The following is a 15301-nucleotide window of genomic DNA, read 5'->3' as shown; positions in this document are numbered from 1 at the left end:
TGTGTTCCTCTCCCATATTAGGATTCAAATATTAAGTCTCAAACTGAGCTAACCAGCTGGTTAATAGTGTATTGAGCTCGGGTCTATCAGCCATAGACAAGGAAGCCACTAAGATTTGCTGCATTTTGCAATGCTCCTCTATCGCCTCATCTATCAAGACCACGCCTTGCTGAGTCAAGGCCACAGAAACACTGCGCCTATCCTCCTTACTGTGTACACGCTCAATCAAGCCCTTATCCTCCAATCTGCTTAAACGATTAGTCATGGCACCTGAAGTGAGCATCATGGAATCTATGAGTTCAGACGGCGTTAAACAATACTTGCCTCCCGATCGCCTCAGGGTGGCAATCACATCAAACTCACCGGGCTTAAGATCGTAAGCCTTATGACATTCGGCGACTCGTGACTCAATATGCTTACTCAAGCGCATTAATCTACCGATCAACTCCATGGGCAAGGTATCTAACTGGGGCTTCTCTTCCCCCCACTGGGCCACAACACGATCTAATCCATCCATTAGTCTTATCCTAGTATTATTTTGGTTACGACTCTTGCCTGCTTTATTGAACTAAGTACTTAGTATTAAGTTAGCCCCAAAGCAATTTACCTTAACAAGAAGATACTTCACGCTAAGGTACTTTACAAATTAAAAAATGAGGTGCAGACTAGTAAGTATCTTCACGTGAAGATACTTTACTTTTAAATGAGCTTAGACCTAAGCTTTAAAATGATTTTGGGACTATTTTATGAATATATTACTCGCGATGATCCCGGCGTTTTTCTGGGGCACCACCTATGCAGTGACCCAATTTAGCCTACCGGATTGGCCACCACTATTATTGGGAGCACTCAGGGCACTCCCAGCTGGGCTGATCTTGCTAGCGATGAAACCTAACATACCTAAAAAACGTGACTGGGGCATATTATTTAAACTTGGAAGCATCAATATTGCGGCCTTCTTCAGCCTGATCTTCGTGATGGCGCTAACCTTGCCTTCGGCAATTTCCGGTGTCGGCATGATATCTGTGCCTGTATTTGCCATGCTCGCTCACTGGATGGTAAGTAAGACCCAACCCAAGACTATACAAGCCATCTTCGGTTTCTTGCTGATTGTATTGGCATGGTTATTATTCGATCCAGGATCCATAAGTCTTAATCCCCTCGGTATGCTTGCCATGCTCGGCGCTATCATCTGTATCATAGTGGGAAGTAGCATAACCAAAGCACTGGGGAGCCGTATCCACTGGTGGAGCGTGTTGACATGGCAACTGATCTTAGGCGGAGGCATACTGGCGATTGCTGCCGGCATCCAGGCCCTTATCTCCCCAGAAATCTATATCGAGGCATTTCATAGCTTCAACTTAACTCATGGCTTAGGCTTACTCTGGATAGTAATACTCAATACTGTCCTGGGCTACACTATGTATGTCTGGTTACTACAGAGAATGACTGTGGTCGATTTTACTTTCGGTGGCATTGCCAATCCAATTGCGGGGATCACAGCTGGGATGTTGCTCTTGGGAGAGGTATTTACTCCTCATCAATATGCCTTAATGGCCTGCATGCTTCTGTGTTCTCTTATGCCACAGATCATAGGTCTTATAGGCAATAGGTCGACACTAAATAAAGAGCAACGAGCAAGCTCGATAAGCGATAAGCGATAAGCGATAAGCGATAAGAAAACAGGCTAGCTGGTATAAGCTAGCCTGTATATACAAGTTAGATTACTCTTGAGTCTCTATGAGATATTTTTCTTTATTGCCGCAATCGCCGCCTTCAAGCCTTCAGGATCAAAACCACCGATAATCTTTATATTTTCTATGCTTGGATTTGACGTCGGCATAACGATAAGTGCTGGAGTCCCTTGAAATCCTAGTTCAGAAAACAATTGAAAATTTTCATTAATCCCATCGGCTTTCAGCTCACTCATCTTAAAATCTGCTACCTGTACACCAGCAGATTGCGCTTGTTTATCAATATCTTCTTTAGTCAGCTTGCCTTCATTCTTGCCGGTAGCAAAGAGGTTATCGTGATAACTAGCATAGGCTTCACTGCCTTTTTGTTCGAAAATCCATTGACCCATTTTCGCTGCATACAGAGAAGATTCCCAGCGCTGAGCAAATATTGGCGTTTCTTTAAAGACAAACTTCACATCGGAATTGTCCTGAATGAGCTGGTTAACAATTGGAGTGATTTTCGCGCAAAATACGCATTGATAATCAAAAAACTCAATCACACTGACCTTGGCATCCTTAGGACCGATAAATGGTGTTTTTTCATCTTGTGTGAGCTGTTTTACCATGGCTTTAGCTGTTTCAGTAGAATGTTGAGCCATTTCAGCTTTTTTCTGTTGGTTTAACTTCTCCGATGCTTTTATCAAAAATTCAGGGTGTTGGATTAAGTAATCGCTGGCGATTTGACCAAGCTGATCTTTTTGATCTTGATTAAGGTCAGTGATATCTAGCTTACCTGCGTCACAACCACTAACACCAAGTGCTATTAATATAGGAATTAATATCTTTTTCATGGGGGAGTTTTCTGTCGTTTAGGATGAATTATTCTGCAGAAGATATATGTCTATAACTCATTGAGTAAAGTTAATTATTGATCATCTCAACGACTCCGTAGCAGAATAATACCAGCAGAGATGTTGCCCAGCAGCTAGATTAGGCAGCCGACGCTAAGGCTAAAAAATATAATAAGATTATATTCCGCCAAATGCTAAGTAATGGTTAAAAACCATATTACTTAGCATTGAAACAAGATTAAAACCTAGCGCTTATCCGGGTAATTAATCGTGACTTTTTCGACGATAATAGGTTCGCGCGGCACATCATCGTGTCCCATCTTCGAGGTGGTTCTGGCCTTCTCCATCTTCCTAACCACGTCCATACCTGAAGTGACAGCACCGAATACGGCGTAGCCCCAACCGTCATTGGTAGTCCCAGTGTGATCGAGAAAATCGTTATTACCAAGATTGATAAAGAATTGGCCGGTGGCTGAGTGCGGTGCATCGGTGCGAGCCATGGCTAGAGTGCCTTTGACATTCTTAAGGCCACGATTGGCTTCATTAACAATTGCCGCACGTGTGGGCTTCTCTTCCAGATCGACAGTCATGCCGCCGCCCTGGACCATAAAGCCCTTAATCACACGGTGAAAAATAGTGCCTTCATAGAAGCCATCCTCACAATATTTAAGGAAGTTCTTCGCACTCACAGGCGCACGTTCGAAATCGAGCTCAATCTCAATGTCACCTAAGTTGGTCGTAAAAATAATCATAATGTCTGCCAGTTTAGTCAATGGGCTAAAAAAGAATAGAAATGAATACCAGTATACCTAAAGCGGCAGCTTTTGTAGAAAGGTACAAGCAAGCCAGCAGTTAAATAAGCCATTAATCTGCTCTGCCCTGATGCTTTTAAAGATGAATTCCTGAGTGCAGTTGATATAACAAGCAAACACCCATCAAATCAGCACATACGGTTAACATTAATAAAAGAAACAGGTAAAGTCACTGATACCGTTAATCACCACAAGCTAATATAAGCGGTGCTATTTAACCCAGTAGAAGAGAATTAAATGAATAATAATAAAATACTGTGCATCTTGTGTACTTTAATCCTTGGGCTTATATCGGCCCCAAAAGTTCACGCCACAGAGAGTAAAGCCGTCTGGATGGAGGGCAAGGTCGGGGTTGGCTTTAGAATTAATGCAGATCGAAAAGATAATATCGAAAATTATGATGTCGATACTCTGGTTAATCAGATTAAAACCATTGACGGTATAAGCTACGTGATTTTTAACTTGAGTGATGCAGCACATGGAGATGCTTACCTTGCTCCCCATTCTATACTGACCACTTTAAACCCAGATTCGACACCCAATGCCGACAGAGATCTATTTGGGGAGCTGGCTAAAGCCTTTCACGCGGCAGGTATTAAAGTCATCGCCTACGCAGCCACTCAAGGTCCCGCCATGTTAAAGCATGGCGCTGCATATGCCTTCGATGGTGTGCAAGATGCAAATGGACACTGGAGCTCTAAAAGCATGACCAATTGGGCGAAATGGGTCACCAACAAATATGGTTCCGCCTCAGATGATAATTATAAAAAAGCCTACGCCGAAGTGATTATTGCTGAGTATGCACAGCGTTATGGCAGCTTGATTGACGGCTGGTGGTTTGATCATTCTAGTTGTGCCAACATTCCTTTACTACACAAGATAACCAAAGCGGCCAATCCTGCTGTCATCCTGGCCTTTAATAAGGGGCAAAAAGTCCCCTTAATTAATAATAATCCCGGATACGAAGATTATACTTCTGGTCATCCAACCCCACTTAGGCGTTCAACGGTAAGTAACGATATAAACCTGCCTATGGTGGAGTCCATTGAGGCAAGCTCAAATGGCTATGTTGACGATGGAGCGGGTCATAAGTCACTAGGCCACATGTTTATGCCTCTGGGTAATACCTGGAACTCGGGACTAAGTGTTTGGCCACTGAGTAAGGCTGTTGACTGGATAACCCGGGTTAATAATGCTTGTGGAGCCTGGACCTGGAACGTTGCAACTCAAGATACCAATTCTAAATTAGCCGATCACGCCATCACCTTCATGAATGATGTGACGGCTAAAATTATAAGTAATGGTGGAACTCGCTGTACTGTCACTATTGACCCCTCAGGCCAAGCATTATCCGACGGTACAGCCATCACTATCACGAATAAACTGGCTGAGAAACTCACGTTTTATTATGATCTTGATGTAGAGGCATCGGAACTGACGATAGCAACCTCTGGGGGGAGCGGAGATGGCGACTTGTATGTGAAACTGGGGACCGCACCAACAACTGCAGATTATGACTGTAGGCCATTTAAGAATAACAACCAAGAAACCTGCTTATACAGCTCGCCACAAGCTGGTCGATATCATGTGATGGTCGATGGCAGCACAGTCACAAGCGGTGTATCCTTGATAGCTAAAGTGACCATCGCCCCCAAAGAACTGGTGAAAGGAGCAGCTATCACCATAGCAGGCAAACTAGGTAGCGAGCAGTATTACTATTATGACCTCACCACCTCGCCGGCTAAATTAATCTTCCAACTATCCGGCGGAAGCGGCGATGCAGACTTATATGTGAAATACCAAGCCGTCCCGACCTCCACAATCCATGACTGTGGCTCTTCGAGTAAAAATAATGACGAAGTCTGCACATTTAATGCCCCAGAAAAAGGTATCTATGAAGTGATGGTTAAAGCCTCTAGCGCCTATTCAGATATGAGCTTACGTTTCATCAAAAAAAAATAACAACACCTTAGATACTAATTCATAGTCAGCAGGTAAATTTATTCTTCAAAGCTCAGGAATGCGCTTTGATGAATGATAGAATCGACGCCTGTTTAACTTACACATCATATAAGGCAGCGCAATGAATCCCATTCTTGCAATCTTAAAAGAGCACAAGGTCAGTGACACCCAGATTAAAGATCTGTTCCAGACTCTGACCCAAAACCCAATGGCAGCCATGGCCATAATCGGCCAGTTAGGTATTCCACCAGAAAAGCTACAACAGCTGATGGCACTGGTCATGCAAAATCCTGCACTGATAAAAGAAGCCGTAGTTGAACTAGGTCTGGATTTCTCAAAAGTTGAAGCCGCAAAAGCCCAACTAGATAAATAAGCCCAAACAGTTAAAGTGCTTCTTATAAAAGCAGATCAAAATAGTTAATAATGTCAGCCACAATTCATTGTAATCAGACTTGTGGCTGGCCTTGTTCTTTCTTGAGAGGCATTAGAGTAAACAGAAACAACTCATATACTGGCACTGTAAATTGTACTGTAAACCTGCAGGCATACTCCACTAAGATCCGCCAAAGCTAGCCCAGCTCTAGAGCATAAGCAGCAGAACATAAACCCCAAGCTACAGAAGCAAAAATAAACCTACAGCCTCAACAGCCAAGAATTTATTCATAGCAATCTCACCAAATAGCCAATCATATATCAAAGACCTCCGCCCCTAGCCCTCCCTACCTAAGGCAAGATCGCAAATTATAATGCCCGGCTAGACAAATAGAATCATAGAGGGCAATATCCGTCACGATTATTATTACTTACGCCAAAAACATGCATAAGTATGTTTCATTTTATGGCAAAAACAATCTGAGATTAAACATGGCCTCTGAAAATAAATATATTGTTATTATTGGTTTAGGTAGATTCGGCATGGCACTTTGCCATGAGTTGAGTCAAGAAGGAGCCCAGGTACTCGCCATCGATATCGATGAGAAAAACGTGCGTAAGGCAGCAGAATTCGTAACCCAGGCCATAGTAGCCGACTGCTCCGATGAAGACACCATATCTGAGTTGAAACTCGATGAATACGATCTGGCCATGGTGGCAATAGGTGAAGACGTAAATTCGAGCATACTGACCACACTCATACTGAAAGAAGCTGGGGTCAAAGCTGTCTGGGTTAAAGCTAAAAATAAGTTCCATGCGAAAATTTTGACTAAGATAGGTGCTGATAAAGTGGTGCAACCCGAGCGCGACATGGGGATCAGAATAGCCCATCACATGTTAGATCATCATATTTTTGAATTTATCAATCTGGGCTCAGGTATCGCATTGGCTGAGATAGGTATTTATGAAAAATACTACGGCAGTAAACTCATTGAACATCCCTGTTATCAAAGCAGCGATATTAATTTATTGGCATTGAAGCGCGGCGTAGTGGTGGATAAAAACCCGTTACCGGATACCCTATTCGAAAAAGATGACATCTTGATTTTAACCGGTCAGAAAGAAAAATTAATTGAAGTATTAAGACGACGATGAGATTCATAGCACACAGGAATACCTTTTTCCCTATTAAGGCTGAAAAGTCCGGTGTGAAATGGTCTGAACCTAAGATCATTTTGTGCAGTTTTTTCGCTATTTTATTTCCATCAGCATTACTACTGACTCTGCCGGTATTTTCTGTGACTGGGTTAAGCTTTACCGATGCCCTATTTACAGCGACTTCGGCGATCAGTGTCACCGGCTTAGGTGTTGTCGATACAGGTACGCATTTCAGGGCAAGTGGTAAAATATTATTGCTGTTCTTGATGCAGATAGGTGGCCTAGGCCAGATGACACTCTCTGCGATCTTACTCTATATGTTCGGCCAACGACTAAGCCTACGCCAGCAGGCATTGACCAAGGAAGCCTTAGGTCAAGATAAGTCAATTAATATCAAGCGCTTAGTTGAGCACATCATAGTTTTCGCTATTATCGCCGAATTGTTAGGTTTTATTTTCCTAGCCATACGTTGGGTGCCCGAAATGGGCTGGAAACAGGGATTATTTGCCGCTCTTTTCCATGCAGTTTCAGCTTTCAACAATGCAGGGTTCTCACTGTTTTCTGATAGTTTGAGCTCCTATGCCACAGATCCTATGATCACCTTCACCATAGCAGGCCTGATAATATCTGGTGGTCTAGGTTTCACGGTTATTTCGGATATTAGGCGAAATTTTTCTAATGGTTTTCACCATTTACAATTACACACTAAGCTAATGCTGCTTGCCACCCCTTGCCTGCTCATATTCGGCACCTTGATGTTCTGGTTGTTGGAACATAACAACCCTAATACCCTGGGTCAGCTAGATTTAGGCCAACAATGGTTAGTGGCCTTCTTTCAGTCAGTGACAGCTAGAACGGCAGGTTTCAACAGTGTCGATATTTCGATGTTCACTCAGGGGGCATTTTTTATCATGATCATTCTGATGCTGATTGGCGCAGGCTCCACATCGACAGGCGGAGGCATAAAGGTGTCTACCTTTGTCGTTGTAGCGGTTGCCACCTGGTCTTTTCTGAGACAACGTCCTCATGTCATCCTATTTAAACGAACTGTGCCTTCTAGAACCGTCACTAAATGCCTAGCCATCATAGTCATTAGTGGCATCATATTAGCATTAGCCATGTTTGCTCTTATGCTCACAGAGAATGCACCTTTCGAGCAGATTATGTTCGAAACTATCTCGGCATTTGCAACCGTGGGTTTAACTGCTGGTTTGACTGCCAACTTATCCGAAGCGGGTAAGTACATAATGATAGTAGTGATGGTGATAGGTCGTATAGGACCTCTGACACTGGCTTATTTGTTAGCCAAGCCAAAACCTACCTTACTAAAATATCCAGAAGATAACGTACTTGCTGGTTAATGGCATATAAAACGGACGCGAGCTAACTTGCGTCCGTTTTACCTTTTTTCCTCAGCTTTGACCCTAGTCTGGAGAGTGATGGGGCATACCTAGCGACTTAATCAAGACCAAGACCAAAACCTTAAAATCCCCCATCGCCCCCTTATAAAAACAAACCCCATCAAAATGACAGACACTAAGCTCAATTCCATAGAATATAGGACTCAGCAACAAGTCGATGGCAAGCTCAGAGCCATCAAGGCCAGCATAGAAGGTATCGCAGTTGTTTCAGCTTCAAGCGCTCCCAGACATGCAAGTAGCACCAATCAAATCCCCAAAAGCCAAAGCAGAAACAGCCAGCACCAAAGTAAATCATCCAGTGTCATGCTCATTCCATTGCTGATCATTCTAGGGCTTGGGGTATTCGGCTTTAAACGATATGAAGCCATAACCGCCGAATCAAACACCCCAGCCCAAGTCACCATTGAATTCCGTCAGGAACCAGCCGCCAAGCATATACCCAGGGCTCAGCCGAAAGAGAGTTTCTACCAGGAACCTGCCACTAAACAGATATCCTGGACTCCGCCTAAAGAGAATTTCCACTGCGAAGCCGGAAAACAACACTGCAGCCAGATGGAATCATGTGCAGAGGCCAACTTCTACATTAACAACTGCCTGGGAACTAAGATGGACGGTGATAACGACGGCATTCCCTGTGAAAAACAACACTGCGGATATTAATGGCATAAAGGGCTACTTAAAGGCTGGTCTATGGGGAGAAAAGGCTATTCCCCCAAATAATCCAGCTAAGTGTGCCTATTACAACTCTCTGATTATTTGAGAGAATAACGGAGATAAAATATTACTTCCGGTTAAGGTGAGATGATGCTTATCGAAATAATATGGAGTGCCATCACTGGACGAATAGCTACATAGTGGATCACAAAAATACTCTACAACTGAGACGCTGCGAAAATTGTCTAGATTGATGTTATTAATATCGTCGATCACTGCCTTATTCTGCGCTAAATACATATTCCTACTTTTCTGAGGAAGGTCAGCTTTATTCCTTAAATGGTCATACATGGCCTTAGGAATATGCTCACTCCAGGCGGGGACAGGGGCAATAAATACCACATTTATCTCTTCATCATTGGCCAGACTCACCACCTCTTGCACCTTCTTGGTGTCGATCGCTTCATCTGAAAAATGAAGCACTATGGTATCAATACTTCTAGCAGCCGCTTCATTTACAATTCTTTGTGGAGAGAGACCCCCTTTCAATAGCGAATTATTAGACACCACAAAAAATAATGATACCTGCTCTCTTATCGCCGATGTAGCAAAGGCTGTCTTAATTGAATCTGCATGACTATTACCTACAAGCAATAGCCGCTTCTTGCTGACGGAACTATTGTCGGTTAATTCACAGGAAATCGCTTTAGGCTCAATTATGCGGATCAATTTGCCACAACGATATGTAGAACGATCAGAGAAGGCATTAAAAATCTGCTGCTCCTTAAGTGGCAAATTTGAGTACTGTAAGTAAGGCAATAACAAGGCTAGCCCAGCGATTGATATCACAGGTGCAGCGATTAAACGGGCAATAGAATGCGTCCTCACCCCCTTCTCAACCAAATGATACATAAGCAAGGACGACAGAATGATTAGCACCAGCATAATAGCCGTATCAAGCCAGCTTGAGGCTTGAGTTATCGTGCCAGAGAATGGCTCGGTCAAATAGAGAACCAAGATAGGGAAATGAACCAGATAAATTGAATATGAATAGTTACCTAACTTGATAAAAACAGAGCCAAACAGAGACTTTTCTACCGCTTTTGGTAGTCCAAATATCAACAGGATTGCGGTTGCTACAGACACCAGCAATGAAAATACTCCTGGATGCCCAGTGAATACACTCAGTGATGTGCCATCGACCTTCATAAAGGGAATGAATATAAGTACCAGAAATGCCGCGAAACCTAGCCAAGGTTTGTGGCTGAATCTTGCCCCTCCCTCTTTACAAAAATAATAAGCACAAGCAAAACCAATTAGAAACTCCCAAAGCCTTAACGGCATCATAAAAAAGGAAGTTTTTGGCGATATGCCGACAACAATAAAACACAGAATCAAAGACAACAAGAAGGTCAAAAATAGTAAGCCCCGAGCCCTGGCAAACAATGCCGCGATAATAGGAACTATCACATAGAATTGTATTTCAACACCCAGAGACCAAAGGTGAAGTAGAGGGCTAAACTCAGTATTACTAAAATAGGTATTTTGCATCCAGAAACCAATATTGGAAGCAAATACTGTGGCGTATAGCGCTTGCTGGACGACTTGTTGTGTTTCATTGGGGGTAGCGATAAAAAGCGAGAGGATTAAGGTGGCGAAAATCACGGTAAAATAGGCAGGCAACAAGCGCCTAGCCCTTTTCATTATAAATTCATATTTTTTATCTTTATCGTAGAGTCCAGCCATCAAGAAACCACTAACGACAAAGAATATATCAACACCAAGAAACCCGCTCTGTATGCTTTGCACACCAAGGTGATATAGCACGACAAGAAGAACAGCGACGCCCCTAACTATCTGTATATCCCCACGATACTTCATCGACATTTCACCGCCCCCCAGAATGACTCAATGGCAGAACCTAGCTAAATTGTTATTTCTTTTAAACCTTATTTCTTTTAAACCAAAGTCTAGTGCATAGACAAGACATAGAGCAGACGAATATTAGCCCTAGCAGGTCCTGACTCAGTACCTAGTTAATGGCGCTTATCCCGTTCTGGCATTAGCAAAATAAAGTCGAGTCAATTTAACTGACAATGGGGATTGAAAGGCATCTTATGCTAAAATCCGGCTATCAGATTTATGAATGTGCAACAGCTCTCATTTGTTTGACTGAGCGTAGTGAAACCTACCGTGATTAACTAATGAGGATACAATATATGAGCAAGTTAAATGCCGAAGAGCGCAAAGCCCGCGATAACGATCGTTTTTCAAAACGTGTGGATGAGCGCAGGGTAAAGGGCGAAGATGTCGTTGCCTACGCACTAGCCAATAAGAAAGCCTTTAAGTTTCTGACTAAATCAGAGAAGCACAGCCTTAAGGAAAGACAAGCAGTGCTTCTGGAAGAAGCTAAGGTTAAAGCACAAGAAGCTATTAAGCTTAGAGATGAACAAGAATTAGAAAAGATTGAAGCTGCATTTCCCGAAGAGGAAGACACCAAAAGCAGCAAGAGTTAATTAGTACCAATCGGTATGACTGTCGATATACGGGGCCACAAGCCCCGTATATCGAGCTAAACCTGACACCATTTCCTGCCCCTAGTTATCTATAGACAGCCTCCCTACTGCAAAGCAGGTCCATAATATCAATAGCTTTTTCAGTAATAACAAGGCTATTATCATTTCATTATTATCAAACTGCTAGCTCTTACCAAACGACAGAGTTAAAGCAGTGAATGGATGCTGTTGATAAATGATACTCAAAACTAAGCGAGTGCAAAACACAAAGTCACCTCAAGCGATTGCTGGTCAACAGCAAGAAACGAATGTCGCCTTTTTCCTGCGCCGCGCATATAAAGATAACCTGCAAGTGCTGGTCATCAATGACTTCAAATTCACTTTCAATGATGAAACTGCGCAAATCGATCACTTGATTATCTATCCCTATGGTTTCATATTGATCGAATCCAAGAGCATCAAGGGCCATGTCAAAGTAAACAAACAAGAAGAATGGACCCGTAGCTATAACAAAAAATGGCAAGGTATGGCCTCACCCATCAAACAAGTTGAGTTACAACAAGCGCTATTAAAAGAGATGTTACGGGCACATAAAAGCCAGATGTTAAGCAAGTTACTAGGATTCAAACAGCAAGGATTCAACATGCGCTGCTGGGATCATCTCTGCGCCATATCCAGCGATGCCGTTATAGACAGAAAAACCATACCAGCCACCATCTCAGACAAGCTAGTAAAATCAGAGTTTCTAGTAGAGAAGCTAAATAACATCATGAAGATTAAAAACAAGTTCATGAGACTGGTTAACTTTGCCGACACCCGTCCTGACTTCTCACAGACAGAGCTAGAATCAATAGCCAGCTTCCTGCTCGAACAGAACATAGAAAAGAGCATAGAAAAGAACATAGAAAAGAACATAGAAAAGAGTGTAGAGAAGAGCATAAAAAGCCAGCGCAAAGTATCAAGTACCACAGAAACCATAAGCCCAAGCATAAGAATAAGCGACCCACAGCAGATACAAGTACCTGCAGCCGTGTATCAAAGCACAACACAGCAAGCCAAACTAGAGTCCAGCCAACACGCACAAAGCACTCAAACAATTAACAGTGAATTACGCTGTAAACATTGCGGAGAATCAACGAACTACTCCCCAATGCATGGCAAATTCGGTTACTACGTTAAATGCAACATATGCACTAAGAACACGCCGATGAAACAGGCCTGCTCAAAGTGCCAAAGCAAGAATACTAAGGTGCAGAAACGCAGAGATACCTACACGCTGAATTGCCAAGAGTGTGGTTGTGGCCAGCAGGTGATTTAGAGCTTAGGGAAATTTTACTCTGACCCCACTTATTCGAGCCGCTGGTGGGTTAGTTGGTGGTAAAGTTGGTAATTCATTTGCTGGCAAACTTGATAGTATGTCGAATGCTGGAGGCATTGCATCCCAGATTTCTGGGACAACTAGAAGTGCTATGATTGGAAACACTGCTGGACAAACTACTTCTGCTGCGACTGGGCTTGCAAACAAAGCCGCAGATTTGGGAATTGCTGTAGCCGATAAGACAGTGAAAGAAAATATATAATAAGGTTAAATGAGAATGAATTTCTTTAGATTATATAAAGTTCAAATAATAGTTTATTTACTTTTGTTGTTGGTTTGTGGTGGATTCATTTCGATAGAAAATGGTTTACTTCGTGGGTTAGGTTTTAGCGTGGTATGTTTAGTATTTCTGTGTGTTATCTCATATATTTCTTACCGAAATAGTATTTCTAAATACGGTAAAAGAGACATTAAGTAGCGGAACTAAGCCGAGAAGTAAAAAGAGACACATAAAGTCTATTTAACAATACTTGATTGGGTCAGAACAAAATTAAATTTTGAATCCTCTCTTTATCAAAAGACAGGACAGGCATATCTTTTGTGCTTTAGATAATCCTCTACTAACCTTTAAGTTACCTCAACTCAGTGTTGTTCAGGATAACGATTATGACTTCAGCTCGACGAGCACTCATCGATCCAGAATCGACACCCTTTTATCACATCATTAATCGTTGTGTTAGAAGGGCCTACCTCTGCGGCGAAGATAAACTGACAGGTAAAAGCTATGAGCATAGACGCGGCTGGATTGTCGGCTCCCCTTGGAATCTAAGGTTAAGGCTCTGTCTGCTATTTTTTGTATCCATGTCTGTGCCTATGCGGTGATGAACAATCACTATCATCTAGTGCTGAAAATTGACCTTGATAGAGCGAATTCGCTGTCTAACCGCGAGATAATTGAGCTTTGGTGTAAGGTGACTAAAGGTCATGATGTCGCGACTAAATACATGAATGGCGATGCCTTAATCGAGGGTGAGCGGTTACTTCTTGATGGGTTATTGGCTGAATGGCATGAACGTCTATCCAGTATCTCGTGCACTTGATTTAATGAATAGTTGAGGTGCCTTAATGAAGACATAGCGCGTCGGGCCAATCGTGAGGATGGATGTAAAGGCGCTTTCTGGGAGGGTCGTTTTAAGAGCCAAGCCTTACTCGATGAACAAGCACTGCTAGCATGCATGATGTATGTGGATTTAAATCCTATCAGGGCAGGGATTGCCAACACACTTCAAGCATCTGATTATACGTCTATTCAGGAGCGCATTACCGAGCTAAGTACCTCTGATAAAAACACTAAAGCACATGATGATAAATCAGCAGCAACTTCGAGTGAGCCACTCAAACCACTTGCCCAATTCGATGGTGCTACCCATCTAGCGACTCAATCAGGTATCCCATTTCATTTCTGTGATTATTTACAACTTATCGATTGGACTGGCAGAGCTATTAGGCCTGATAAGAAAGGTTTTATTGATTCAAGCCTGCCTAAATTACTCAATGAACTTGGCATAGCGCCCGAGGCTTGGATCACCTCAGCGAAAGAGTTTCGCCGCCAATACAGTGGTATTAGTGGTCGTTGGGATGCTATGTGTGCTTTCAAACAGCAGCATAACTGTGGACTATGGTGTAAAGGTAAAGCCAGCAGCAATGCACTCCATCCATCTCCGTAAGCTCGCTCATATTCAAGCATCCAGCCAATAAGATAGGTCAGGGACAGAATCCTCCTTGCCCTATTCTTCACCATGGCTGGGGGAATAGAATTCCACGACTTACCTTGGCCCTAAGGCCTAAAATAACAAAGCTAAGAATGGATCCCTGCCTAAAAGAACACCGGGATGACAGAATGGATTCCGGCTAAAAGCATCGCCGGAATGACGGTGTAGTAGGCCGCGCTGGCAGCTAGAAAACAAAACCCACATCTCCCCGTCCATGGGATATGGCATAAATGTTCCAGACACAAAAAAGCCTCAGTACTCTTTCAAGTTACTGAGGCTTTCAACGGTTTGGCTTTAAGCTGTTAGGCTTTAGACCAGCAAATGTTTTTACTAATTTTGGCGCCGGATAAATCGTGTTAGAGCAAGGCGCTTTACCGCGACGTTTAGTTTTTCTTAAACGAGCAGTAAAGGAAAGCAGCTTGGTTAGCCTACAAACTAAGAACAAAGCAGTGGATCCCGGCCCAAAAGAACACCGGGATGACAGAATGGATTCCGGCTAAAAGCATCGCCGGAATAACGGTGTAGCTCGCCGCGCTGGCAGCTAGAAAACTAATCCCCTCCAAGACTATCCATGGTCTTCGGGGATAACTCTCAACTCCGAGAAGTCCATGTGCAAATACCACATCTCCCCGTCCATGGGATATGGCGTAAATATTCCAGACACAAAAAAGCCTCAGTACTCTTTCAAGTTACTGAGGCTTTCAACGGTTTGGCTTTAAGCTGTTAGGCTTTAGACCAGCAAATGTTTTTACTAATTTTGGCGCCGGATAAATCGTGTTAGAGCAAGGC

The 15301-nt window shown here is 43.0% G+C and carries 12 protein-coding genes and 1 pseudogene; 9 read left to right on the top strand and 4 right to left on the bottom strand.

The window, feature by feature from the left end; all coding sequences use genetic code 11:
• Window positions 1-31: 31 nt before the first annotated feature.
• Entirely contained in the window at window positions 32-517 is a 486-nt protein-coding gene (locus tag SVI_RS01805; RefSeq protein ID WP_013049668.1) for a MarR family winged helix-turn-helix transcriptional regulator, read from the bottom strand.
• Window positions 518-746: 229 nt separating this feature from the next.
• Between SVI_RS01805 and SVI_RS01800 the strand changes: the two genes are divergently transcribed.
• The gene (locus tag SVI_RS01800; RefSeq protein WP_013049667.1) at window positions 747-1664 is read left to right on the top strand and encodes a DMT family transporter; all 918 of its coding nucleotides are present in this window, start codon (window positions 747-749) and stop codon (window positions 1662-1664) included.
• Between the two features lie 74 nt (window positions 1665-1738).
• Here SVI_RS01800 and SVI_RS01795 read toward each other — a convergent pair whose 3' ends face one another.
• A complete protein-coding gene (locus SVI_RS01795) occupies window positions 1739-2527 on the bottom strand; it encodes a DsbA family protein (RefSeq protein ID WP_013049666.1) in 789 nt (262 codons plus the stop codon).
• A gap of 245 nt (window positions 2528-2772) precedes the next feature.
• Window positions 2773-3279 (bottom strand): peptidylprolyl isomerase, encoded by a 507-nt coding sequence (locus tag SVI_RS01790; protein WP_013049665.1) that lies wholly within the window; start codon window positions 3277-3279, stop codon window positions 2773-2775.
• Between the two features lie 297 nt (window positions 3280-3576).
• On the opposite strand from SVI_RS01790, the gene SVI_RS01785 reads away from it, so the two are divergent.
• The 5 genes from SVI_RS01785 (at window position 3577) to SVI_RS01765 (ending at window position 8912) form a co-directional block, all read left to right on the top strand.
• Window positions 3577-5301: a PPC domain-containing protein gene (locus SVI_RS01785; protein WP_013049664.1), complete on the top strand. Its 1725-nt coding sequence runs from the start codon at window positions 3577-3579 to the stop codon at window positions 5299-5301.
• Window positions 5302-5422: 121 nt separating this feature from the next.
• Complete coding sequence (locus tag SVI_RS01780; protein WP_013049663.1) at window positions 5423-5674, top strand: DUF2999 family protein; 252 nt, start codon at window positions 5423-5425, stop codon at window positions 5672-5674.
• A 491-nt stretch (window positions 5675-6165) separates the two neighbouring features.
• Window positions 6166-6828, top strand: coding sequence for a potassium channel family protein (locus SVI_RS01775; protein WP_041419579.1), 663 nt, complete (start codon window positions 6166-6168; stop codon window positions 6826-6828).
• Window positions 6825-8192 (top strand): TrkH family potassium uptake protein, encoded by a 1368-nt coding sequence (locus SVI_RS01770; RefSeq protein WP_013049660.1) that lies wholly within the window; start codon window positions 6825-6827, stop codon window positions 8190-8192. The genes SVI_RS01775 and SVI_RS01770 overlap by 4 nt, the downstream gene beginning before the upstream one ends.
• Before the next feature lie 165 nt (window positions 8193-8357).
• Complete coding sequence (locus SVI_RS01765) at window positions 8358-8912, top strand: excalibur calcium-binding domain-containing protein (RefSeq protein WP_013049659.1); 555 nt, start codon at window positions 8358-8360, stop codon at window positions 8910-8912.
• A gap of 78 nt (window positions 8913-8990) precedes the next feature.
• On the opposite strand, the gene SVI_RS01760 is transcribed toward SVI_RS01765, so the two are convergent.
• The gene (locus SVI_RS01760; RefSeq protein WP_013049658.1) at window positions 8991-10793 is read right to left on the bottom strand and encodes an acyltransferase family protein; all 1803 of its coding nucleotides are present in this window, start codon (window positions 10791-10793) and stop codon (window positions 8991-8993) included.
• Between the two features lie 332 nt (window positions 10794-11125).
• On the opposite strand from SVI_RS01760, the gene SVI_RS01755 reads away from it, so the two are divergent.
• From SVI_RS01755 to SVI_RS21785, 3 genes and pseudogenes are all read left to right on the top strand, one after another.
• A complete protein-coding gene (locus tag SVI_RS01755; RefSeq protein WP_041419578.1) occupies window positions 11126-11422 on the top strand; it encodes a hypothetical protein in 297 nt (98 codons plus the stop codon).
• 235 nt (window positions 11423-11657) lie between these two features.
• The gene (locus tag SVI_RS01750; protein WP_013049656.1) at window positions 11658-12740 is read left to right on the top strand and encodes a nuclease-related domain-containing protein; all 1083 of its coding nucleotides are present in this window, start codon (window positions 11658-11660) and stop codon (window positions 12738-12740) included.
• 666 nt (window positions 12741-13406) lie between these two features.
• Window positions 13407-14467 (top strand): annotated as a pseudogene (locus SVI_RS21785) (alpha-amylase family glycosyl hydrolase).
• The last annotated feature ends 834 nt before the right edge of the window (window positions 14468-15301 follow it).

This window comes from Shewanella violacea DSS12 (assembly GCF_000091325.1).
GTDB classification, from domain to species: Bacteria; Pseudomonadota; Gammaproteobacteria; order Enterobacterales; family Shewanellaceae; genus Shewanella; species Shewanella violacea.
This window is presented reverse-complemented; position numbering and strand designations above follow the sequence as displayed.